Annotated in this window: 18 protein-coding genes and 1 pseudogene; 10 read left to right on the forward strand and 9 right to left on the reverse strand. The window is 71.4% G+C overall.

Annotated elements, in window-relative coordinates; genetic code table 11:
• Positions 1-353: 353 nt before the first annotated feature.
• The 6 genes from disA to OG390_RS29385 form a co-directional block, all read right to left on the reverse strand.
• The gene (disA, locus tag OG390_RS29360; protein WP_399075189.1) at positions 354-1,478 is read right to left on the reverse strand and encodes a DNA integrity scanning diadenylate cyclase DisA; all 1,125 of its coding nucleotides are present in this window, start codon (positions 1,476-1,478) and stop codon (positions 354-356) included.
• Between the two features lie 68 nt (positions 1,479-1,546).
• Entirely contained in the window at positions 1,547-2,956 is a 1,410-nt protein-coding gene (radA, locus tag OG390_RS29365; protein ID WP_406172476.1) for a DNA repair protein RadA, read from the reverse strand.
• Positions 2,957-3,290: 334 nt separating this feature from the next.
• Positions 3,291-4,847: an MFS transporter gene (locus OG390_RS29370; protein WP_406172477.1), complete on the reverse strand. Its 1,557-nt coding sequence runs from the start codon at positions 4,845-4,847 to the stop codon at positions 3,291-3,293.
• A 317-nt stretch (positions 4,848-5,164) separates the two neighbouring features.
• A complete protein-coding gene (locus OG390_RS29375) occupies positions 5,165-6,520 on the reverse strand; it encodes an alpha/beta hydrolase (protein WP_406172478.1) in 1,356 nt (451 codons plus the stop codon).
• A gap of 390 nt (positions 6,521-6,910) precedes the next feature.
• On the reverse strand, positions 6,911-7,738 hold the full coding sequence (locus tag OG390_RS29380; protein ID WP_406177911.1) for a PaaX family transcriptional regulator C-terminal domain-containing protein: 828 nt from the start codon (positions 7,736-7,738) through the stop codon (positions 6,911-6,913).
• Between the two features lie 77 nt (positions 7,739-7,815).
• On the reverse strand, positions 7,816-8,394 hold the full coding sequence (locus OG390_RS29385; protein WP_406172479.1) for a dihydrofolate reductase family protein: 579 nt from the start codon (positions 8,392-8,394) through the stop codon (positions 7,816-7,818).
• A gap of 235 nt (positions 8,395-8,629) precedes the next feature.
• Here OG390_RS29385 and OG390_RS29390 point away from each other — a divergent pair, with 235 nt between their 5' ends.
• Positions 8,630-10,420 carry a BACON domain-containing protein gene (locus OG390_RS29390; protein ID WP_406172480.1) on the forward strand — a complete coding sequence of 597 codons (1,791 nt, stop codon included), beginning with the start codon at positions 8,630-8,632 and terminating at the stop codon, positions 10,418-10,420.
• 88 nt (positions 10,421-10,508) lie between these two features.
• Here the strand turns inward: OG390_RS29390 and OG390_RS29395 are convergent, their stop codons facing one another.
• Positions 10,509-11,357, reverse strand: coding sequence for a hypothetical protein (locus tag OG390_RS29395; protein ID WP_406172481.1), 849 nt, complete (start codon positions 11,355-11,357; stop codon positions 10,509-10,511).
• Between the two features lie 71 nt (positions 11,358-11,428).
• On the opposite strand from OG390_RS29395, the gene OG390_RS29400 reads away from it, so the two are divergent.
• The 4 genes from OG390_RS29400 to ilvD all read left to right on the forward strand — a co-directional run bounded on the left by OG390_RS29400 (position 11,429) and on the right by ilvD (position 16,056).
• A complete protein-coding gene (locus OG390_RS29400) occupies positions 11,429-12,361 on the forward strand; it encodes a Ppx/GppA family phosphatase (protein ID WP_399075175.1) in 933 nt (310 codons plus the stop codon).
• A 209-nt stretch (positions 12,362-12,570) separates the two neighbouring features.
• A complete protein-coding gene (locus OG390_RS29405; protein WP_406172482.1) occupies positions 12,571-13,395 on the forward strand; it encodes a sugar phosphate isomerase/epimerase family protein in 825 nt (274 codons plus the stop codon).
• Positions 13,392-14,009 carry a TetR family transcriptional regulator gene (locus OG390_RS29410; RefSeq protein ID WP_406172483.1) on the forward strand — a complete coding sequence of 206 codons (618 nt, stop codon included), beginning with the start codon at positions 13,392-13,394 and terminating at the stop codon, positions 14,007-14,009. The genes OG390_RS29405 and OG390_RS29410 overlap by 4 nt, the downstream gene beginning before the upstream one ends.
• Positions 14,010-14,202: 193 nt before the next feature.
• Positions 14,203-16,056 (forward strand): dihydroxy-acid dehydratase, encoded by a 1,854-nt coding sequence (gene ilvD, locus OG390_RS29415; protein ID WP_406172484.1) that lies wholly within the window; start codon positions 14,203-14,205, stop codon positions 16,054-16,056.
• Between the two features lie 55 nt (positions 16,057-16,111).
• Here the strand turns inward: ilvD and OG390_RS29420 are convergent, their stop codons facing one another.
• Entirely contained in the window at positions 16,112-18,247 is a 2,136-nt protein-coding gene (locus tag OG390_RS29420; protein WP_406172485.1) for a protein kinase domain-containing protein, read from the reverse strand.
• Positions 18,248-18,382: 135 nt separating this feature from the next.
• Between OG390_RS29420 and OG390_RS29425 the strand changes: the two genes are divergently transcribed.
• From OG390_RS29425 to OG390_RS29435, 3 genes are all read left to right on the forward strand, one after another.
• A complete protein-coding gene (locus OG390_RS29425) occupies positions 18,383-18,703 on the forward strand; it encodes a peptidase (RefSeq protein ID WP_406172486.1) in 321 nt (106 codons plus the stop codon).
• A 49-nt stretch (positions 18,704-18,752) separates the two neighbouring features.
• The gene (locus tag OG390_RS29430; RefSeq protein WP_406172487.1) at positions 18,753-19,253 is read left to right on the forward strand and encodes an EamA/RhaT family transporter; all 501 of its coding nucleotides are present in this window, start codon (positions 18,753-18,755) and stop codon (positions 19,251-19,253) included.
• Positions 19,254-19,401: 148 nt separating this feature from the next.
• The gene (locus OG390_RS29435; RefSeq protein ID WP_406172488.1) at positions 19,402-20,193 is read left to right on the forward strand and encodes a class I SAM-dependent methyltransferase; all 792 of its coding nucleotides are present in this window, start codon (positions 19,402-19,404) and stop codon (positions 20,191-20,193) included.
• On the opposite strand, the pseudogene OG390_RS29440 reads toward OG390_RS29435, so the two are convergent.
• A pseudogene (locus OG390_RS29440) lies at positions 20,157-21,595 on the reverse strand (SulP family inorganic anion transporter). The gene OG390_RS29435 and the pseudogene OG390_RS29440 overlap by 37 nt on opposite strands.
• 299 nt (positions 21,596-21,894) lie before the next feature.
• Here OG390_RS29440 and OG390_RS29445 point away from each other — a divergent pair.
• Positions 21,895-22,764 carry an ABC transporter ATP-binding protein gene (locus OG390_RS29445; RefSeq protein ID WP_406177913.1) on the forward strand — a complete coding sequence of 290 codons (870 nt, stop codon included), beginning with the start codon at positions 21,895-21,897 and terminating at the stop codon, positions 22,762-22,764.
• The gene (locus OG390_RS29450) at positions 22,761-23,567 is read left to right on the forward strand and encodes an ABC transporter permease (RefSeq protein WP_406172489.1); all 807 of its coding nucleotides are present in this window, start codon (positions 22,761-22,763) and stop codon (positions 23,565-23,567) included. The genes OG390_RS29445 and OG390_RS29450 overlap by 4 nt, the downstream gene beginning before the upstream one ends.
• Positions 23,568-23,642 lie beyond the last annotated feature (75 nt).

The raw sequence follows: 23,642 nt of genomic DNA on the forward strand, positions 1-23,642 counted from the left end.
GCGGTCCTGGCGGCCGCGCCGGTGAGTCGCGAGCCGAGAGCCCGTGCGGGACGAAGGTCCGGACGTCGTTCGTGCTGTGGAAGGACCAGGGCCCAGCGGGCTCCGCGGTCCTGGCGGCCGCGCCGGTGAGTCGCGAGCCGAGAGCCCGTGCGGGACGAAGGCCCGGACGTCGTTCGTGCTGTCGAGGGACTGGGCTCCAGCGGGCTCCGCGGTCCTGGCGGCCGCGCCGGTGAGTCGCGAGCCGAGAGCCCGTGCGCGATGCCAGACGTTCCGCTCCCGCTCCCGCCCCGGCGCCGCAGCGCCGGGCGCCGGGGCGGGACGTTGCCCCAGGTCGGCCGTGAAAACCGCAGAGGCTAGACGTACCGCTCCAGGATCGACGACTCCGCCAGTCGCGACAGCCCCTCGCGGACACTGCGCGCCCGCGCCTCGCCCACCCCGTCGACCGTCTGCAGGTCGTCCACACTCGCGGCGAGCAGCTTCTGCAGCCCTCCGAAGTGCTCCACGAGCCGGTCGATGATCGCGCCGGGCAGACGGGGCACCTTGGCGAGGAGGCGGAAGCCGCGCGGGGAGACGGCCGAGTCGAGGGCCTCGGGGGAGCCCGTGTAGCCCAACGCCCGTGCCACGGTGGGGAGTTCGAGGAGCTCCGCGTGGGTGAGCGCGTCCAGCTCCGAGAGTGCCTCGTCGACCGTGCGGGAGCGCTTGGCGGTCGGCTCGGGCACGTAGTCCCGGACCACGAGTTCCCGCTCGGGCTCGACGCCCGCGATCAACTCGTCCAGCTGGAGTGCGAGAAGACGCCCGTCGGTGCCCAGTTCCACCACGTACTCGGCGATCTCGGTGGCGATGCGCCGCACCATCTCCAGACGCTGGGCGACCGCGGAGACGTCCCGGACGGTGACCAGATCCTCGATCTCCAGCGCCGACAGCGTGCCCGCGACCTCGTCGAGGCGGAGCTTGTAGCGCTCCAGGGTCGCGAGGGCTTGGTTGGCGCGGGAGAGGATCGCGGCGGAGTCCTCCAGGACGCGGCGCTGACCGTCCACGTACAGGGCGATCAGGCGCATCGACTGGGACACGGAGACCACCGGGAAGCCGACCTGCTTGCTCACCCGGTCCGCGGTGCGGTGCCGCGTGCCCGTCTCCTCCGTCGGGATCGTCGGGTCGGGCACCAGCTGCACGCCCGCCCGCAGGATCTTGGTGATGTCCTTGTCGAGCACGATGCCGCCGTCGAGCTTGCACAGTTCGCGCAGGCGGGTCGCGGTGAACTCGACATCCAGGACGAATCCGCCCGTACACATCGCTTCGACGGTCTTGTCGGAGCCGAGCACGATGAGTCCGCCCGTGTTGCCGCGGAGAATCCGCTCAAGCCCGTCGCGCAGCGCCGTGCCGGGTGCCACGGCGCTCAGTGAGGCGCGCATCAGGCCATCGGCACCGGAGCTCCCACCGGACTTTCCGGGAGCTGCTGCCCGGTCGTTGGCTGCCACTGCACTCCTCCGGTCGCAGGTTTCCGGTCGCCCTCGGTTCGTACGGACGGGCGAGACCAGGGCAAAGTCTACCGGCGGTCCTCGTCCTCCCGTGGGGCCTCTCTGCGACGGGAGCGCGGAAGGACTCGCAGCGCGTCGCCCATGTCGGCGACTTCCAGGACCTTCATACCGGGAGGGATCTTGCCCGGGTCGGTCGGTACGAGGGCGTGCGTGAAGCCCAGGCGGTGCGCTTCGGTGAGCCGGCGCTGGACGCCCGTGACCCGTCTGACCTCGCCCGCGAGCCCCACTTCGCCGATCGCCACGAGGTTCTTGGGGAGCGGGGTGTCACTCGCCGCGGACGCGAGGGCGAGCGCGATCGCGAGGTCCGCCGCGGGCTCGGAGAGCTTCACGCCGCCGACCGTCGCGGAGTAGATGTCCCGCTTTCCCAGGGCGCTGATCCGGCCTCGCTGCTCCAGGACGGCGAGCATCATCGAGACGCGGGAGGTCTCCAGGCCGGAGGTGGTGCGGCGGGGGGAGGGGATCTGCGAGTCGACGGTCAGGGCCTGGACTTCGGCGACCAGCGGGCGGCGGCCTTCCAGCGTGACGGTCAGGCAGGTGCCGGGGACCGGCTCGGCACGGCGGGTCAGGAACAGGCCGCTCGGGTCGGCCAGGCCCGTGATGCCCTCGTCGTGCAGCTCGAAGCAGCCGACCTCGTCCGTCGTCCCGTAACGGTTCTTGACCCCTCGTACGAGTCTGAGGCGTGCGTGCCGGTCGCCCTCGAAGTGCAGGACGACGTCCACGAGGTGTTCGAGGAGCCGTGGGCCCGCGATCGCGCCGTCCTTTGTGACATGGCCCACGAGGAGCGTGGACATACCGCGCTCCTTGGAGGCGCGGATCAGGGCGCCCGCCACTTCGCGGACCTGCGCCATGCCGCCGGGTGCGCCGTCGATCTCCGGAGAGGCCACCGTCTGGACCGAGTCCAGGATCAGCAGGGACGGCTTCACCGCGTCCAAGTGTCCGAGGACGGCGGCAAGATCGGTCTCCGCGGCGAGATAGAGGTGGTCATCGATCGCCTTGATGCGGTCGGCTCGGAGCCGGACCTGGCTGGCCGACTCCTCACCCGTCACGTACAACGTGCGGTGCTCGTCGCTCGCCGACTTCGCCGCCACGTCGAGCAGGAGCGTGGACTTGCCGACGCCCGGCTCGCCCGCGACCAGGACGACCGCGCCGGGGACCAGCCCGCCGCCCAGGACGCGGTCCAGCTCGGGCACGCCGGTCGTGCGCGCCGTGGCCTGGCGACCGTCGACCTGGCCGATGGGCACCGCGGACGTGGTGACGCGACCGGGCGTCGTCGTCCGCACCGCGGGCGCGCCGTACTCCTCGACCGTGCCCCATGCCTGGCACTCGGGGCAGCGGCCGAGCCACTTGGCCGTCTGCCAGCCGCACTCTGTGCAGCGGTAGGACGGTCGGTCCTTCGCGGTTTTCGTACGGGCAGCCATGCACGGAACCGTAGCCGAGGGCACTGACATCGCGGAGCCGCGCTGGGGGTCCGCCCTGCGGGGGCCGACGCGCGAGGCGACTCGGGGGGCTGTCGCAGCTGTGGGCATGCGTGCCGCCAGGAGCGGCAGGCATGCCCACAGCGGCACCCCGTCGACGTCAGGTTGCGCGATCCACCCCGAGCTCACCCCCGGTGTCGGGACCATTCCGGTCGGTCCGGTCCGAGATCAGTCCGGTCGGTCCGGTCCGATCAGTCCGATCAGTCCGATCAGTCCGATCAGTCCGGTCGGTCCGGTCGGTCCGGTTCGGGACCAGTCCGGTCGGTCCGGTGCCGGATCAGCTCGGCACGGCCACCGCGACTCCTTCGTCCGCATCCGTCGTCGGCTCCTCCGCCGTACCTCCGCGCAGCGCGAGCAGCACCAGCAGTGCCGCGAACAGGGCCGCCGAGCCGCACACCACGAAGCCGATCGAGTAGCCGTGGCCGAGCGCGTCCAGGGCGTACGAGCGGGCCGCGCCCGGTGGGGAGCTCGCGGGGACGGAGTTGAGGGCGAGTGGGCCCCCCTCCTTGAGGACCTCGTGGGCCGCCGCCTGTGACGCGGGGGCCAGCTGGGATCCGGCGAGCGACTTCGTGACCTGGGAGGCCGCCTGGCTGAGGGCGACCGCGCCGATGACGGCGGGGCCGAGGGTGAAGCCGAAGTCGCGCAGCAGGTTCGTGGAGGCGCTGGCCATGCCCGCGAGGTGCACCGGCACGGTGTTGACGGCCGTCGCCGTGATCGAGGAGACGGTGAACGCGAAGCCGATGCCGACCAGGCCGAGCGGCAGGATCAGCGAGGTCAGCGCCCGGTCGTCCACGTCGAGCGTGGCCGCGAGGTAGTCACCCGCCGCGATCAGCAGCAGGCCCGCCGTGAGCAGCCGGCGTGCGGAGACGCGGGCGAGGAGCCGTGAGGTGAGCGGGGTCAGGAACGGGGTGATGCCGTTGAGGAGCAGGAACGCGAAGGCCGTACGCATCGGCGTCTGGTGCTGGATCGGACCGAGCCGGATGCTCGCCCCGTACGCCGTGCCGAGGAAGCTGAACATGCCGACGACGGCCACGACGGACGCCACCGCGAAGGAGCGGTTGCGGAACAGGTCGAGGCGCAGGAGCGGGGAGGCGGCGCGGCGCTCCGCGACGACGAAAAGGGCGAGGAAGGCCGCAGCGACGATGAAGGCGACGACCACCGGGCTCGCCCCCCAGCCGTCGGTCGGGCCCTGGATGACGGCGTACAGGAGGGCGAACAGGCCGACTCCGATGGTGATCTGGCCACCGATGTCCAGCGAACGCCCTTCCGGGGAACGGGAGTCGGCGGCGAGCAGGACGCTCACCAGTGCGCTGACCACGGCGACGATCGCCACCACGACGAACGACCAGCGCCATGATCCGTACGTTCCCGTGATCCCGCCGAGCAGTGGCGCGAGGAAGCCGCCCGCCGACAGGCTGGACGCCCAGACGGCGATCGCGCGGGCCCGCTGGGCGTGGGTGTGGGTGCCGGCGGCGATCATCGCGAGCGAGGTCGGGAAGAGCGCGGCCGCGCCGAGGCCGGCGAGCGCCTGGCCGACCCAGAGCTGGTGGACGCCCGCGCTGGAGGCCGCGACGACCTCGCCGGCGCCGAGCAGGAGCGCGCCGCCGACGAGCAGTCGCTTGCGGCCGAAGAGGTCGCCGAGGACTCCGAAGGACAGCTCCAGGACGGTGACCGGGAGGAGGAAGGCGTCCGATATCCAGGTCAACTGCGAGCCGACCGGGTGCAGATGCTCCTGGAAGAGGCCGTTGAGGGTGGCCGGGATGGCGATGCCGATCTGGGCCAGGCAGACGGCCAGACAGCCGGCGATCAGGGTGCCGAGGGGGAGTCGGGGCATGGGGTGTCCCTACGTTGCTGGTGCCAGGGGTGGGTGCGCGTGCCGCCGTGCCGCTGTCATGGGTCGGGGCCGCGCCGGTACATCCGCCCGCATCCGAACGGATCGGCTGCGGGGTGGAAGGGTGCTGTCCTTTTGGATCCGTCCGGATGCGGGCATTCGATGCACCGGCACGGCGCCTTGTGCGGGTGGGCGGCTGCGGGCTGAGTTTCAGCCCGTTCGGTGTTCGAGGACGAGGCCGTTCAGGCCGATACGGGGTCTGGGGGCGGAGCCCCAGGGACGGGACGGGTGGGGCGGAGGGGGCGGGAAGACGCCCGTATTCAGCGGCCCCCCGTCAGTTCTGCCGGGCGGTACGCGGTGTACGCCGCACCGTCCAGGCCCAGACCGAGGGCCGCCTTCTGGAGGGCGGCCGGTGCGGCGGCGTGGTCCCAGCGGCCGGTGGTCACGCGGTGTTCGACGGCGTGTACGGCGGCGAGTGTCTCGGCCGTGGTGAAGGTGCAGTGGCCCTGGCGTTCGACGTAGGCCTGCCGCAGCAGCTCGGTGTCGCCGGAGGCGCGCACGCGGTCGGCGAACCGGTTCTCCTGCTCCACCGGTACGAGATTGTCGGCCGTGGTGTGCACGTCGAGGAGGGGTACGCCGAGTCCCTGTCCGGCCGAGGACGTGCGCTGTGCGGTGCGCACCGCGGCCGGGTCGGCCGCGATGTCGGCATCGTGGGTGAGGGTCCGGAGGTCCGTGTGGAGGTCCAGGCCCGCCGTCCGGTACAGCGCGCGGACCTGCGGGGCGTGGACGGAGCGCGCGAGCAGGCCCGCGTAGTCGATGGCCCGGTTCCAGGAGTTGTTGCCGCCCACGGACTGCTCCACGGCGTACCGGCCGCCCTCGACGAAGGACAGCAGGCCCTGGGCGAGCCACGCGTACTGCTGTTCCTCCTGCCCCGCCCAGTCGTCGGCGGCGGGGCGGTCCTCGCCGGGCGCCCAGGCCGGGAGGTTGAGGAAGGCGGCGGCCAGGGCGACGCGGGCCCTTCCCTGGGGGGACGCCTGAGCGGCGGTGACGGCCGCGGTGAGGCGGTCGGCGGTGGCTGCCGCCTCGGCGGCCGAGGTGAAGTTCACCAGCTTCAGGTCCTCGGCCGGCAACAGCAGGCGGGCGATCGTGTACTCGGCGTCCAGCTGATAGTTGTCCAGGTCGGTGCCGCCCGCGACCAGGCCGCACAGGCCGAGCGCGCCGTCGACGCGGCCCGCGCCGTCCCGGGCGATCCGGGCATTGACCAGGCCACCCATGGACTGGCCGAGGGAGAGCGTGAGCCGCGGCTTGCCGATCTCTGCCTTGACGGCGGCGAGGGTGGCGAACTGGTCGCGTTCGGCGCTCTCCAGCGCCCACATGGACCCCTTCGGGTCGTACGAGGAGCCGGCCAGCGCATAGCCCTCGGTGATCAGTCGGCTGCGGGCGGCGTCCGAGGGCGCGTCCTTGGCGACGGTCGGGCCGAAGCCGTGGCTGAACAGCAGCAGCGTGCCGTTCCAGTCGGCCGGGACATCGGCGATCCACGTGGCGCCGTCGGTCAGGGTGCCGGTCAGCTGCCGGGTGACGGGTGCGTCCGCACGGGCGGCGGGGGCGGTGACGGAGAGGGCGGCTGCCGTCCCCAGAGCTGCGGTTGTACGGGCCAGGCGGGTGCGTGCGGGCATGTCCTGGGGCTCCGATCTGCGGGCTGACGGAGGAGGGCGGGAGAGGGCGGGAGAGGACGGGAGCGCTCGGTGCAGATGCTCAGTGCACTGAATGCCTGGGAATGTAGGGCGTTTATCTGACTGCCGTCAATGGAGTGCACAACATCAGTGGAGGAGAGAGCCAGGGAGGGAGGGGGCACCGCGGCGGGTGCGAAAAAAGGGATCGGGTGCGAAGAGGGATGACGTACGGCCGTGGACGCCGAGACGCGTACGAGCGAAAAGGGCGGCCAGGGGCCTGTCCTTCGGATCACGCCGACTTCGGGTTACGGCGCCTCACAACTGCCGGCACACCCCACGGCCCAGGCGTGATCCGAAGGGCGGGCCAGATGCCGTACGCGAAGGCGGGCCGGCCTACGCCTCTGCCGGTACCGTCTCCAGGACTCGTCGCGCCGCCTCCCGCGCGGGCGCGTCCAGGCGTGCGTGCACCGCCCGGAACGTCTCCTCGGCCGGGGCTGCCGGCCAGTCGGCGGGGAGGTGCTGCACGGGCAGGCGCGGGTCGCTGCGGATGACCTGGAGCCACTCGGTGGACAGGCGCAGGCGCAGCGCGAGGGCGTCCTCCGGGGGCTTGCCGCTCGCGCCGGGGCGCTCGCGGAGCGGGCGCCAGGCGTCGTCGAACGCGCGGTAATCGTCGGCGAGTTCGGCGAGGTCCCACGTGTCGTTGATCATCTCCGCGATGTCCATGCCGATGTCGGCCCGCGCGCGGAACACCTTGACGTGCGCCGCGAGGCCGAGTTCCGCGACGATCCCGGAGACGTCGACCTCGCCGGGCGCGATCCACAGGCCGCTGAACAGCGGGCCGAAACCGGCCCAGGTGAGCTGCGAGCGCAGATCGTGCCGCCGGCGCTGCCACGACTCGGGCAGCGAGAAGCCGAGCAGCGACCAGGTGCCGTCCCAGTCGCGGTTGACCGCGCCGCCCTTCCAGATCCGCTGCTCGCCGTCGCGCAGGATCGCCTCGGAGCGCTCGGTGAGGCCGAAGTAGGTGCGGCGGCCCTCGCGGCGGCGGAGCAGCAGCCCGCGGCCCACCATCCGGGTCAGCGTCGAGCGCGTCGCGTGCTCGCCGACCCCGGCCCGCGCGAACACCTCGATGACGCTCCCGGAGTACACGCACACGCCCCGGCCCAGCACCTGGTCGCCGAGGAAGGTCAGCATCAGGGACTGAGGGCGCGGGGCGTTGTCCATGGGCACGGGGGTACGGTACGACGTCGGCGCCCGCAGGGGACTGTCGGTGGGGATACGAGACGGGTGACCCGGCGGGGCTACTTCACGACCCGGAACCGCAGATGCGTGACCTCGGGCGACTCGATGACCTGGAAGCGCTCCAACTCCACGCGCAGGTCCGCGAGGTGGTCGAAGAGGCGCGTGCCGGCCCCGAGGAGCACCGGCACGACATGGACGGTGATCTCGTCCACGAGCCCGGCCCGCAGCGCCTGCCGGACCGGCGTCGCTCCGTGCAGCGCGACCACGTTGTGGTCGCCCGCCGCCTTCGACGCCTGGGCCACGGCCGACTCGATCCCGTCGGTGACGAAGCGGAAGACGTCGGGCGCGGCCACCGTCTCGGGAGGCGGCGGATTGTGGGTGAGGACGAACACGGGGACCTTGCCGACCGGGCCGGTGTCGCTGCCCTCGAACGTGTCGTAACTGCGACGCCCCATGATCAGCGCGCCGCACCGGGCGATCGCGGACTCCAGGAAGACGCTGTCGGACTCGGCCATCGGCGGCATGAGCCACCGGAACAGCCGTTCGCCGTCGACGCCCAGCGGGTGTGCGCGGTCATTGCCCGCAGCGGTGACGAAGCCGTCGAGGGACATGGAGATGGCGGATGCGATGTAGGTCATGCCATGGAGACTCCGGCGCGGGGCCGAAGTCATCGCGGTGGCCGGGCCTTCGGAAGGTCCAGGTGATGGTGTCCGGCAAGGCATTTGCCATGGCCTGCCATCGCCGCCCGTGAAGGCCTGGGCCATGGAAACGGAGGTTTCTGTCCTCTTATGAGGGATCGTTTCACCCGTACGGATTAAATGTGCTCAAGGGGGAAGAAGGGCCCACCCTTGGGCGCCTACGGTCGCACAGGTGATGAGCAGCAGTCCGGAGACCTCCACGCAGACCACCGGCGCACACCGGGCGCACGGAGACGCACGCAAGCGGGTGACCGCGACCCGTGGCGCGCACACCCGCACCCCGGCTCAGCGCCCTCCCGCGCACTACGAGCCTTATCTGGACGGCCTGTTCACCTACTGCCTGTCCGTGCTGTGCGACCACGATGCGGCCACCGCCGCCCTCGGGGAGGCTCTCGCGCTGGCCGAGCGACGGAGTCCGCGCCGTCCCGAGTCCGCGGACGACGGCAGGGCCTGGCTGTACGCGCTCGCCCGCTGGTCATGTCTGCGCAAACTCACCGAGGCCCGGCGCAGACGCCAGGCGGCGCACGCCTCCGGCCGGCGCGCGACCCGCAAGAGCGAGGCCAAGGGCGCCTCAAAAGGCGCTCACAGCGGCGCCGCCGACCGGCACGCGGCCGAGGCGCTGAGCGCCCCCGTCTCCGAGGAAACCCAGACGCAGCGCCGGCGCGAACTCGCCTTGCTGGCCTGGCCGGAGGCCGCCGGCACCACTCCCGAGCAGCGCGAGGCGCTCGAACTCGCCGTGCGTCACCAGCTCGCCGCCCACGAGGTCGCCGCCGTCCTCGGCATGGACCTCGCCCTCGCGCGCGAGCTGCTCGCCTCCGCCGCCTGCGAGGTCGAACGCACCAGCGCCGCGCTCGCCGTCGTCGAGACCGGCAGTTGCGCGAGCGTCGCCCGCCTCACCGGCGACAACCAGCTCGTTCTGAGCACCGCCCTGCGCCGCGAGCTGGTCCGGCACGTCGACGACTGCCCGCGCTGCCGCCGCATCGCCGAGCGCGCGGTCCCCGGCGCCTGGCCCGGCACCAGCGTCACGCCCGCCGCGCTCCCCGTCCTGGAGGCCCCGCGCACCGCCCTGCATCTCGCGATGGCGCACGCCCCGCGCGCGCGGGGCAGTGCTCCGCGCTTCGACCGGCGCGGCTTCCCGATGGACCCCAAGGACCACGCCGCACGAAGGGACCGGCTCCGCGCGCGGGCCATCACGACAACCGTCGTCGCCACCGTCGTCGCCGCACCCGTCCTCGCCCTCTGGGCGGCCTACCGCGGCGCGCCCCTCACCGGCGAGGGCACCGACGGCCGCCCGGTCACCGCGAGCGAGGCGCACAGCCCCGACGGCATCAACGGCGAGGAGGCGGGCGGCTACGAGAACGCCGGCAACGCCAGCACGAAACCCGATGCCCACTTCACCAAGGGCAGCCGCTCGCCCGACGTCTCCGTGGAGGTCGTCAGCGCCCCCGGAAGCACCTCGGAACCGGGCGTCGGACACCTCTCCGTGGCGGCGGGCAGCAGCGGCGACACGACCCTAGTCACGCTGACCGCGTCCGGCAGTTCACCGGTGCACTGGGCCGCGTACAGCGGCGCCTCCTGGCTCTACCTGAGCCAGTCCTCGGGAACCCTCGAACCCGGCGAATCGTTGACGATCAAGGTGTACGTAGATCATCTTCGTGAGCCGGTGGGCTCCTGGAGCGCGCGGGTGTCGATCGCACCGGCGGGCGCCGTCGTCACGATCGACGGGTACGGGAACGCGGGGCCGTCCGACCCGGGCAGCCACGACCCCGGTGGCCACGACCCCGGCCCGACTGCCAGCGATCCGACCCCCTCCGACCCCGGCCCGACCCCGAGCGACCCGACACCGACGCCCAGCGATCCGACCCCGTCCGACCCCCAGCCCACCCCCACGGGCTCGGCCCCCTCCGACCCGGGCGGTTCGACGCCACCGCCCAGCGACAGCGGCGACCCGAGCCCGTCCTCGTAGCGCCGACCAAGCGCCGAAAAATGCCGGACCGGGTAGCGCCGACACACGGCGGACCGGGTGGCGCCGGAAAATGCGGGACCAGTAGAGATCAGGCCACCGGATCCGCCGGATGCGGTGCCAGCAGGGGCAGCTGCGAGGCCAGCCGCTCCTCGCAGAGCTCGACCAGGCGGTCGTACCCCTCCTTGCCCATCAGCTCGATCAGCTCCGGGCGGTACGAGACGTACACCGGGTCGCCCGCGCCGTGCGCGGAGGTCGCCGACGTGCACCACCAGTGCAGGTCGTGGCCCCCGGGACCCCAGCCGCGGCGGTCGTACTCGCCGATGGAGACCTGGAGCACCCGGGTGTCGTCGGGCCGGTCGATCCACTCGTACGTCCGGCGCACGGGCAGCTGCCAGCAGACGTCCGGCTTGGTCTCCAGCGGCTCGCGGCCCTCCTTCAGGGCGAGGATGTGCAGCGAGCAGCCCGCGCCGCCGGCGAAGCCGGGACGGTTCTGGAAGATGCACGAGCCCTGGTACGGGCGAGTCTGGCGGTCGCCGTCCTCGTCCTCGGAGACCCAGCCGGTCGCCACGCCCACGTCATGGTGCTGCCAGATCTCCGGCGTGAGCCTCGCCACGTGCTCGGCCACGCGCTTCTCGTCGTCCTCGTCCGAGAAGTGGGCGCCCAGCGTGCAGCAGCCGTCGTCGGCGCGGCCCGCCTGGATGCCCTGGCAGCCGCTTCCGAAGATGCAGTTCCAGCGAGAGGTCAGCCATGTCAGATCGCACCGGAAGACCTGCTCGTCATCGGCCGGATCCGGAAATTCCACCCATGCGCGAGCGAAGTCGAGTCCCTTCTCGTCGGACACGGAGGTCTTCTTCGGGGACTTCTTGGACTTGGGGGCCGTTGCCTGCGAAGAGCCCTTGGCCGATTTGTCGGGCTTCGCCTTTTTCGTCTTTGGCACCCGTCCAGGGTAAGTCGCTTCAGCCCACTCCGGGGACGGTCGATCGCCGTAAGCGCAGTAGCGTTCCGTACATGAGACTCGGTGTCCTCGACGTGGGTTCGAACACGGTGCATCTGCTGGTGGTGGACGCACACCCCGGCGCACGCCCGCTGCCCGCGCATTCGCACAAGGCCGAATTGCGGCTTGCCCAACTGCTCGACGGGAGCGGGGCGATCGGCCCCGAGGGCGTCGACAAACTGATCGAGACGGTCCAAGACGGGCTGCAGGCCGCCGAGGACAAGGGCGTCGAGGCCCTGCTGCCGTTCGCGACCTCCGCCGTGCGCGAGGCCAGCAACGCCGATGACGTACTGGCCCGGGTGCAGGCCGAGACCGGCGTCGAGCTCCAGGTACTGACCGGCGCGGAGGAGGCCCGGCTCACCTTCCTGGCCGCCCGCCGCTGGTTCGGCTGGTCCGCGGGCAAGCTGCTCGTCCTCGACATCGGCGGCGGCTCCCTGGAGATCGCGTACGGCATAGACGAGGAGCCGGACGCGGCCGTGTCGCTGCCGCTCGGCGCCGGACGGCTCAGTGCGGGCTGGCTCCCCACCGATCCCGCCGACCCTGCCGATGTCAAGGCGCTGCGCCGCCATGTGCGGGCGCAGATCGCCCGGACGGTCGGCGAGTTCAGCCGCTTCGGCGCCCCCGACCACGTGGTCGCCACCTCCAAGACCTTCAAGGCGCTCGCCCGCATCGCCGGCGCCGCGCGATCCACGGACGGCCTGTACGTCCAGCGCGAGCTGAAGCGCCGCTCCCTGGAGGACTGGGTCCCCCGCCTCACCTCGATGACCGCCGAGGAGCGCGCCGAACTCCCCGGCGTCTCCCCGGGCCGCTCGGGCCAGCTGCTCGCCGGCGCCCTCGTGGCCGAGGGTGCGATGGATCTCTTCGGCGTGGAGAGCGTGGAGATCTGCCCATGGGCGCTGCGGGAGGGTGTCATCCTGCGCCGCCTGGACCACATGGCATCGGAATAGGACGGGACGCACCCGCGCCCGCCAGGGGCGCGGGGCCGCGACATCATGCGGCTCCGCCGCGCGGGCGCGACCAGCCCCTCGAGCCCGCACTCGCCTGTGGCGAACGCCACGACGGCGGAAAAGCGCTTTGGCCGGGGGGCACCGACAACCCTCGGCCAACGCCCACCACCCCCGGCAAACCGCCGGAGGCAACCCGTACTCTGTCCCTCGTGGCAGAACCAGTGGTGCGCATCCCGGATGCGAAGGTCGCGCTGTCCACGGCCTCCGTGTACCCGGAGTCGACGGCGACGGCCTTCGAGATCGCCGCGCGCCTCGGCTACGACGGTGTCGAGGTCATGGTGTGGACCGACCCGGTCAGCCAGGACATCGAGGCACTGCGCAGACTCAGCGACTACCACCAGATGCCGATCCTCGCCGTCCACGCCCCGTGCCTGCTGATCACCCAGCGCGTCTGGTCCACCGACCCGTGGGTCAAGCTCCAGCGCGCCCGGGCGGCGGCGGAGAAGCTCGGCGCGTCGACCGTGGTCGTCCACCCCCCGTTCCGCTGGCAGCGCCAGTACGCCCGCGACTTCGTCAGCGGGATCTGGCGGATGGCGAACGAGACGGACGTACGGTTCGCCATCGAGAACATGTATCCCTGGCGCTACCGCGACCGCGAGATGCTCGCGTACGCCCCCGACTGGGACGTGACGAAGGAGGACTACCGTCACTTCACCGTCGACCTCAGCCACACCTCGACCGCCCGCACGGACGCCCTGCACATGATCGACCGCATGGGCGACCGCCTCGGCCACGTCCACCTCGCCGACGGCAACGGCTCCAACAAGGACGAGCATCTGGTCCCGGGCCGCGGCACCCAGCCCTGCGCCGAGCTCCTGGAGCGCCTCGCGCTCTCCGGCTTCGACGGCCACGTCGTCATCGAGGTCAACACCCGCCGTGCGATGTCGAGCGCCGAACGTGAGGCCGACCTGGCGGAGGCCCTGGCGTTCACCCGGCTCCACCTCGCCTCCGCGGTGAAGGTGCCCCGCCGGTGACGGACGCCGCCCCCCGCCGAGGCCGGGGACGCCCCTCCCGTACGCAGACGGAGGCGGCCCCCGCCACCCGCGACCGCATCCTGGAGGCGGCCCGCGAGGAGTTCTCCGAGCGCGGCTACGAGAAGACGTCGGTCCGCGGCATCGCCAAGGCCGCCGGCGTGGACTCCGCGCTCGTGCACCACTACTTCGGCACCAAGGAGCAGGTCTTCGAGGCGGCCATCGAGGTGGCCTTCGCCCCCGCCCTGGACGCTCCGGCCGCGGTCGAGGAAGGCCCCCTCGAAGCTGTCGGCGAGCGTCTGACCCGCTTCATCTTCAGCGTCTGGGAGAACCCCGCCACCCGTACGCCGCTGCTCGCGATCGTCCGCTCCGCCGTGAACAACGAGACCGCCGCCGCCGTCTTCCGCCGCCTGATCGCCGCCCAGCTGCTGCGCCGCATCGCCGGGCAGCTCGACCTCCCGGACGCGGAGCTGCGCGCGGAGCTGGCCGCCGCCCAGCTCGTCGGTGTCGCGATGCTGCGGTATGTGATCAAGGTGGAGCCGCTGGCGTCGGCGGACCCGGAGCGGATCATCGGGCGGGTCGCCCCGGTCGTACAGGGGCACCTGACGAACCCGTGAGCGATCGGGAGCAGCGTCGGCGGACAGTTGCTTCACCGCAGGGCCGCCGACGAGGGCGTATGCCGTGGGACGGTGGCCGGAGGTCGAGACGTGCATCCCGCATTCCGGACGGCCTGTCCGGATCCTGGAGCACCGGCGTACGCTCGACACCAGCCATAACTCTCCTCATGCCTCCCCGAAGGAGCGAGCGAAGATGCCCGAGCTGAGGTCCCGCACAGTCACCCACGGCCGCAACATGGCGGGCGCACGCGCCCTTATGCGCGCCTCCGGTGTACCGGGCGCGGACATCGGACGGAAGCCGATCATCGCGGTCGCCAACTCCTTCACGGAGTTCGTGCCGGGCCACACCCACCTGCAGCCGGTCGGCCGCATCGTCAGCGAGGCGATCACGGCGGCCGGGGGCATCGCGCGCGAGTTCAACACGATCGCGGTCGACGACGGCATCGCGATGGGCCACGGCGGCATGCTGTACTCCCTCCCCTCCCGCGACCTGATCGCGGACTCGGTCGAGTACATGGTCGAGGCCCACTGTGCCGACGCCCTGATCTGCATCTCGAACTGCGACAAGATCACCCCCGGCATGCTGATGGCGGCCCTGCGCCTGAACATCCCGACGGTCTTCGTCTCCGGCGGTCCCATGGAGTCCGGCCGAGCCACCCTGGTCGACGGCACGGTCCGCACCCTCGACCTGGTCGACGCGATCTCCGACGCCGTGAACGACAAGATCTCGGACGAGGACATCCTCCGTATCGAGGAGAACGCCTGTCCGACCTGCGGCTCCTGCTCCGGCATGTTCACCGCCAACTCGATGAACTGCCTGACCGAGGCGATCGGCCTGTCCCTCCCCGGCAACGGCTCGGTGCTCGCCACGCACACGGCCCGCAAGGGTCTGTACGAGGACGCGGCCCGCACGGTCGTCGACATCACACGCCGCTACTACGACCAGGACGACGAGTCGGTCCTGCCCCGCAACATCGCCACGCACGCGGCGTTCGAGAACGCCATGGCCCTCGACATCGCCATGGGCGGCTCCACCAACACGATCCTGCACCTGCTGGCCGCCGCCCAGGAGGCGGGCGTCCCCTTCGGTCTGGACGAGATCAACGAGGTCTCGCGCCGGGTGCCGTGCCTCGCCAAAGTCGCCCCGAACGTCGCGAAGAACCGCACGTACTACATGGAGGACGTGCACCGCGCGGGCGGCATCCCGGCCCTGCTGGGCGAGCTGCACCGGGCCGGCCTGCTCAACGAGGACGTCCACTCGGTCCACAGCCCGTCCCTCTCGGACTGGCTGAAGACGTGGGACGTGCGCGCGGGCTCCCCGTCCCCCGAGGCGATCGAGCTGTGGCACGCCGCCCCCGGCTGCGTCCGCTCCGCCGAGGCCTTCTCCCAGTCCGAGCGCTGGGAGGCCCTCGACGAGGACGCCGAGAACGGCTGCATCCGCTCCGCCGAGTACGCGTATTCCAAGGACGGGGGCCTGGCGGTCCTGAAGGGCAACCTGGCGGTCGACGGCTGCGTCGTGAAGACGGCCGGCGTCGACGAGTCGATCTGGACCTTCGAGGGACCGGCGGTCGTCTGCGAGTCGCAGGAAGAAGCCGTCGAGAAGATCCTCAACAAGCAGGTCACGGACGGCGACGTCGTAGTCATCCGCTACGAGGGTCCCAAGGGCGGCCCGGGTATGCAGGAGATGCTCTACCCGACGTCCTTCCTCAAGGGCCGCGGTCTCGGCAAGACCTGCGCCCTGATCACCGACGGCCGCTTCTCCGGCGGCACGTCCGGTCTGTCCATCGGCCACGCCTCCCCCGAGGCGGCCTCCGGCGGCACCATCGCCCTGGTCCAGGACGGTGACCGCATCCGCATCGACATCCCCAACCGGTCGATCGAGCTGCTCGTGTCGGACGAGGACCTGGCCGCCCGCCGGGACGCCCTCAACGGCGTCTACGCCCCGGCCGACCGCGAGCGCAAGGTCTCGGCCGCGCTGCGCGCGTACGCCGCGATGGCCACGAGCGCGGACAAGGGCGCGGTGCGGGACGTCTCGAAGCTGGGCTGACGCCTTTGGGTCGGGGGCCGCTCTTTCGGGAGCGGCCCCTTTCCGTTGTTCCGCTTCACCAGGCCGAGGGGTCGCGGGCGTCCACTGCGAAGAGGGATCCGTCGGGGGCGGTCGAGTAGATCTTGTTGTTGGCGGTGACGGGGGCCGGGATCGCGCTGACCAGCGAGCCCCTGTCATTGCTGAGCCGCACCTTCGTCTGCCCGAGCATCTTTCCCCGCGCGGTGTCGACGGCGAGAAGGCGTCCGTCCACGGCGGTGAGGTAGAGGCGGTGTCCGGCCACGACGGGGGCGGAGGCCTTGCTGACGGAGGTCTCCACCCGCCACAGCTGGTCCGACGTCGTGGTGTTCATGGCCACCAACGAGCCGTCGCCGCCCAGCAGATACGCCGTGTCCCCCCGTACGACGGCCTGTGCCTGCGGCAGCGGAAGAGGCAGCGCGATGCGATGAGCCGTGCCGTTCGCGACGTCATAGCGCACGATGGAGTCCGTGTACTGGTCGATGGTCGTCGAGGTGAACCAGACCCGTCCGTCATGGGCGCCCACGAGGCTGAGCCCCGCGTCCATGCGCCGCTGCCAACGTGTGGCACCGGTCTGCGGGTCCACCGCGGTCACCCGTGTCGCGTTCCCGATCGGCGTCACGGCGTAGGCGACCCCGTCCTGGTACGTGAGGAATTGAGGCAACGACTGCCCCGGGATCGAGTGGCGCCACTTCTCCTTGCCCGTAGCGGCATCCAGTGCGACGACCTTGGAATCGGGGCCGGAGAGCAGGACGACGCCGCCGACTTGGGCGATGCGGCCGTCGTAGCGCGCGATGTCGCGGCTCCAACGGGTCGCGCCCGTGGCGGGATCCAGCGCCGTCAGGTGCTCTCCGTTCCGACTGACGACCTGTAGGAGCCCACCGGCCACTACCGGCGTCGGCGTGGCGTACGTACTCGCCCCTCCTGTGTCACTCCGGGACCACAGCACATGGCCGTCCGCCGGATCGAGGGCGGCGGCCAGGACACCGGGTCGGGCGCAGTACAACGTCCGGGTCGTGTATGTGCACTGCGGCAGGCCGTCGGCTTTGGCGCCGGAGGCGGTCAAGTCGACATCCCACGGCCGGAAGCTGCTCTTCAGCTGCTTTCCGTCGTGCTTCTTCGGGGACTGGGCTTCCGGGTCGTTGAGGAGAGTGACGGCGCCGACGGCCGCCACGAGCACGGCGGCGGCGATGGCAGCGCGAAGCCGCCAACGCCGCCACTCAGGCGCCTTTTTCGCATCCGAGTCGGGTCGGCCGCGCTCGGGCTCGGGAGTAATCCCCTTCCCGGATCGTGCCGACTCCCTGTTCCCGGTGCGCTGTTCCGGTATGAACGCCTGGGTGTCGTACGAGGCCGAAACCGACCGCAGCGCCGTCATCAGCTCGTCCGGCGTGGGCCGGTCCTCGGGCTCCTTGGCGAGACAGCGGGAGACGAGGTCGACCAAATCCTCCGGTACGCCTGTCAAGTCCGGCTCGTCGTGAACGACTTGATACGCGACGAGATACGGACTGTCGGAGTCGAAGGGCCCGCTCCCGGTGGCCGCGTGCACGATCACCGAGCCCAGAGCGAAGATATCGGCGGCCGGACCGACCTGCCGTGGCCTGCGGAATTGTTCGGGAGCCATGAACGGCGGAGTCCCGATCAACTTGCCTGTCTCCGTGCGCAATTCACTGTCGGAGGGCCGCGAGATACCGAAGTCGATGACTTTCGGCCCGTCGTCGGCCAGCAGGACGTTGCTGGGTTTGAGATCTCGATGTACGACCCCGGCCCGGTGAATGTCCCGCAGGGCCTCGGCGAGGCCCGCCATGAGATGGCGCAGCCGTGCGGGCGGCAGCGCGCCATTCCGCTTGACATGCTCGGCAAGGGTCGGTCCGGGGATGAACAGCGTTGCCATCCACGGATGGTCAGCCTCGGGATCGGCGTCCACGACGGGCGCGGTGAAGGCGCCGCTCACCCGCCGCGCGGCTGCGACTTCCTGTCTGAACCGCCCCCGGAACTCGGGGTCTTGGGCAAACTCGGCGTGCACGACTTTGACGGCGAGCCGCAACCCGGAGGCGGACCGCGCCAGATGCACGATGCCCATGCCACCGGAGCCGAGTTCCGCCTCCAGCAGGTACTGCCCGGCGTAGCGCGGATGTTCCGCTTCCGGGTCCGTACCGGTGCTGCGCTGTGGCGGCATCACTCACCCCCGTGTGGTCCGTCCGCATGCGCGACGCGCAGAGCCTAGTCGATGCTTCGTGCGAAACCTCGGCGGCTTGCTAGCCTCAGCGCTCAGCACGATTTTGGCGTGAACCATTCAACGGGGGAGGCCAGGATGGCCACGGAAGACATTGAGATCGCAAGCGCCGGGGAGACGGCGGCTGTCGAGTCCCTGAGCGCCGAGGCGCTGCGCACGTACCCGATCGCGCCGGGGTACAACGTCAACGTCCGCAGCGGCCCGGGAACCCACTTCAGCATCGTTCGCATCCTGCCTGCGGGCTCGCGCGTCCCGATCTACTGTCAGTGCCCGGGAGGGACCGTCAGCGGTCCGTACGGGACGACAAAGATCTGGGACAACATCTCCAACGGGCAGTTCGTGTCGGACGCGTACGTGAATACGGGCAGTGATGGCTACGTCGCGCCGCACTGCTCCTGATTCACGGTGGTCAGGGACCCGCGGCGCGCACCGGAGCAATAATCGTCGAGTGAGCGACGAGACCGAGACCGGAACCGGTACCCCCGCGGGGCCCCAGCCGGAACCCCTGCGTTTCTTCGGGGCGACCTGGGTGGAGCACGACGGCGGCTACAGGGCCCGCCGCATCGGCCTCGCCGTGGGCTCCCTGACGGCCGCGGTGGCCGCCTGCTTCGTCCTCCGCTTCGCCTACCAGGGCCTGGCGATCGCGGACGTGGGCAAGCCCGTGACCGTCCTGGTCGTGGTCATGTTCGCGGTCTGCAGCGCCCTCGCGTTCCGGCACACCTGGGACGCGTTCGGCAAGCGCCCCGACCCCGACCGCCAGGCCTCCCTGCGCGGCCTCTTGGCCATCGGCTTCATCGGTTCCCTCCTCGCCTACTTCTTCCGCTCCCTCACCGAGGCCCCGGGCGAGAAACTCCACCGCGAGGAGTACGAGACGGCACGGGAGCAGTACGAGCGCCGTACCAAGCGCCGCACCGGCAACCCGTCGCGTAAGCGAGGCCGCCGCTCCTAGCCGGCAATAGCCCGCTCGGCGCTCGAGGACGACCGCATCCGTCCGACAGCGGGGTCTGGGGTCGCAACCCCTGGCTACGGGACGGGCAGGGGCGGAGGGGGCGAAAACCTGCTACCCGCGCCCCCAACCCACCCGCCACCATGACGGTATGACGACGCCGCCTCTCCAGCCTCCCACCGCCACCCGAGCGCACTCCTTCAACGCCGCCGCAGCCCAATACGCCGCAAACCGCCCCTCCTACCCGCCCGCACTCTTCGACGCGATCGAAACCCTTGCGGCCCGCCCCCTCACCGGCGCTCGGGTCATCGACGTAGGCGCGGGCACCGGCATCGCGACCGCCCTCCTGCACGCAAGGGGCGCGGACGTCCTCGCCGTCGAACCCGGCGACGGCATGACCGCCGAATTTCACCGCGCCCTCCCCCGCATCCCGATCGTCCGAGGCAATGGCAACGCCCTTCCCCTCGCCACCGCCTCCGCCGACTTCCTCACCTACGCCCAGTCCTGGCACTGGACCGACACGGCCCACTCCGTGCCGGAGGCCCTGCGGGTCCTGCGCCCGGGCGGCGCCCTCGCACTCTGGTGGAACACCGAAGCCCTGGACGTTCCGTGGATCGCCGAAGCCGCCGAGCGCGCCGAGCGCTATCTCGGCATCGACCAGGTGGGGGAAAAGAGCGGCAGCGGCGCAAGGGCCGCGTCCACCCTGGTCGCCGACCCGAGCGGCCGATTCGCCTTCGACCGCCGCCAGGTGCGCTGGAGCCGCCGCGTCCCCCTGGACACGCACCTCGCCAACATCGGCAGCCACTCGGCGTTCCTGGTCCTCGGCGAGGAACGCACCGCGGAGTTCTTCGCCGAGGAGAGGGGGCACCTCCTCCAGACCTTCCCGGACGGAATCGTGGAGGAGACCTACGTCGTGGACCTGCTGGTGGCGACCTGCTCGTGATCCCGCCCGGCGGCCCATCCCTCCAGGGCCGCCGCACAGGCGTGGTCCACATGACGCAACCCGCCCAACTCCAGCCGTACGTCCCGGTCGTGGGGCAACGCCTCCAAGGCGTCCAGCAGCTTGGGCAACCGCAGGAAGGTCGCATTGCCCACCACCCGTACGACCATCCCGGAGGCCCCCCGGTCCTCTGTCTCGATGTGCACATGGCTGACGTCCCACGCCGTCTTGGCCACGGCGAGCGCGAGCCCGACCAGCACGCCCTCGAAGAGGTTCCCGGTCACGATCGCCACCGCCGTCACGGTGAGCACCACGAGTTCCCCCCGATGCGCCCGCCACAACGGTCCCAACTCCCGCACCGGCACCAGCTTGCAGCCCGCGTGCACGAGCAGCCCCGCCAGCGCCGCCACCGGAATCCATCCGAGGACGCCGGGCACCACGGCCGTGAAGACCAGCAGCCACACCCCGTGCAGCACACGCGACACCTTCGTCCGCGCCCCGGCGTGCACTCCCCAGAGGGGGCACCCCCAGCCGCGCTCCGCACGGTCACCGCGGTCATCGGCAGCGCCCCGAGCACCCCGCACACGGCATTCCCCGCGCCCTGCGCGATCAACTCCCGGTCGTAGTCGGTCCGCGGCCCCCGATGCAGCCGGTCCACGGCCGCTGCGCTGAACAACGACTCGGCCGACGCGATCAGCGCGAACGCCAGCACCGTCCCGATCACGCCCACTTCCGTGAGCCGCCCCAGATCCCCGGGTGACGGCAGTCGTACGGCATCGAGCAGCCCGCGCACCTCGACCCTCCGCACGGACAGGTCGCACACCCCGGTCACGGCCGACGCGAGCGCCACCGCCAGCAGCGGCGCGGGCACCACACGCGCCCCCCGCCGCCAACGCGGCCACAGCACGAGTACGACCACGGTGGCGCCGCCGAGCGCCAGCGCCATCGGGTCGGCGGCGCCGGGCAACGCCACCAGCCCGGCGATCTTCCCGAGCCCGCTCGTGGGCGCGGCCGCGTCGCCCATCGCGTACACCTGGCCGGCGATCAGCACGAGCCCGATCCCGGCGAGCATCCCTTGCACCACGGCCACGGACACGGCCCGGAACCACCGCCCGAGCCGCAGCACCCCGAGCCCGAGCTGCACCAGCCCGGCCGCGAACAACAGCACACCCAGCGCCCGCACGCCGTACGACTGCACCGCCTCGTACACGAGTACGGTCAGCCCGGCCGCGGGCCCGCTGACCTGCAGGCTGCTGCCGGGCAGTATTCCGGCGACCAGCCCGCCGACGATCCCGGTCACCAGCCCCAACTCGGCGGGCACACCGGAGGCAAGGGCAACCCCCACGCACAGGGGCAGCGCGACGAGAAACACGACGAGGGACGCGAACAGATCCGCTTTACGCATGACAACGACACCTCCGATGGGGAGCGGGAGATGCGTGGGTGCCGAACCGGGGGAGGGCACGGCGGATGTACGACGCGACGCACAGACCCGACAGGGGTGCTTGTCCGCGCACTGAAATCCATTATCGGTAACGGAAGTTGATCGTGCAGCCCTTCCGGGTAACCGCCGCGTGAAGACGGGAGTGCGCCACCCCGCTACGCGCCGGAGCGCCCCCTTCCGATCACGCCGACGCGTGCCTGCGCCGCCTGATGCGACGGGGCTTGACCAGGCCGCCCCTCGGGAGGAATATTCATCACGTGATGATTATAAACGAGCGCCCACCCGACTCCGCGGATTCACCCGACCCCGCGCAGTCGCCCGCCGTCCGCGCCGAAGGCCTCACCGTCGTACGCGGCACCCGCACCGTCCTGCGCGGCCTCGACTTCGCCGTACCGCGCGGCCAGATCACCGGCCTCCTCGGCCCCTCCGGCTGCGGCAAATCGACCCTGATGCGCTCGACGGTCGGCACCCAGGCCAAAGTCGCCGGCACCCTCGAGGTCCTCGGTCACCGCGCCGGTCACGCGACCCTCCGCTCGCGCATCGGCTACGTCACCCAAGCCCCCTCCGTCTACGACGACCTGACCGTCCGCCAGAACCTCGACTACTTCGCCGCGATCCTCGACCCGGGCCGCGCCGCCGCCGAACGCCGCCACGCCAACGTCACTCAGGCCATCGCCGACGTCGACCTCACCTCACACGCCGACTCCCTGGCCGGCAACCTCTCCGGCGGCCAGCGCAGCCGCGTCTCCCTCGCGGTAGCCCTGCTCGGCACTCCGGAACTCCTGGTCCTCGACGAACCCACCGTCGGCCTCGACCCCGTCCTGCGCCGCGACCTGTGGAACCTCTTCCACGCCATCGCCACGGAGCGGCAGGCGACTCTCCTGATCTCCTCCCACGTCATGGACGAGGCCGAGCGCTGCCACCGCCTCCTCCTGATGCGCGAGGGCGAGATCCTCGCCGACGACACCCCCGACGCCCTGCGCGACCGCACCGGCTCCGACACCGTCGAAGCCGCCTTCCTCCACCTGGTCGACGAGGCGATCGCGGCGGGCAACCAGCCCGCGACGGGCAACGCGGCCGACACCGGTTCAACGTCCGGTGAGCACCCCCGCAAGGAGACCGTCCGATGAGCACCACCGCACCCACGAGCGTCAGCACAGGCAGGCCGGCGACCCCGACGCCTCGCCCGAGTGCCCTCAACCTCTCCCGCACCACCGCCACGGCGACGCGCGTGCTGCGCCAACTCCGCCACGACCCGCGCACCATCGCGCTGATGATCCTCATCCCGTGCGTGATGCTCGTACTGCTCCGCTATGTGTTCGACGGCAGCCCGCGCACCTTCGACTCCATCGGTGCCTCCCTCCTCGGGATCTTCCCGCTGATCACGATGTTCCTGGTGACCTCGATCGCCACCCTCCGCGAGCGCACCTCGGGCACCCTCGAGCGCCTCCTCGCCATGCCCCTCGGCAAGGGCGACCTGATCGCCGGCTACGCCTTGGCCTTCGGCGCCCTGGCCATCGTCCAGTCGGCCCTGGCCACCGGCCTGGCGGTCTGGTTCCTGGGCCTGGACGTGGTCGGCTCCCCCTGGCTGCTCCTGCTCGTCGCCCTGCTCGACGCGCTCCTCGGCACCGCCCTCGGCCTCTTCGTGTCGGCCTTCGCCGCCTCCGAATTCCAGGCGGTCCAGTTCATGCCGGCCGTGATCTTCCCCCAACTCCTCCTCTGCGGCCTCTTCACCCCCCGCTCCAACATGCACCCCGCCCTCGAAGCGATCTCCGACGTCCTCCCCATGTCCTACGCGGTCGACGGAATGAACGAAGTCCTCAAACACACCGACATGACAGCCAACTTCGTCCGCGACGCACTGATCGTGGCGGGCTGCGCTCTACTCGTACTGACCTTGGGCGCAGCAACACTGAGGCGGCGAACGGCATGACGCAGCCGACGCCCGCAGCCATGGCTGCGGGCCGTCGTGCCGCACGGGCGGCACCCGCCCCACAGAAAGCAGCAC

Source organism: Streptomyces sp. NBC_00996 (assembly GCF_045162675.1).
In the GTDB taxonomy this organism is placed as follows: Bacteria; Actinomycetota; Actinomycetes; order Streptomycetales; family Streptomycetaceae; genus Streptomyces.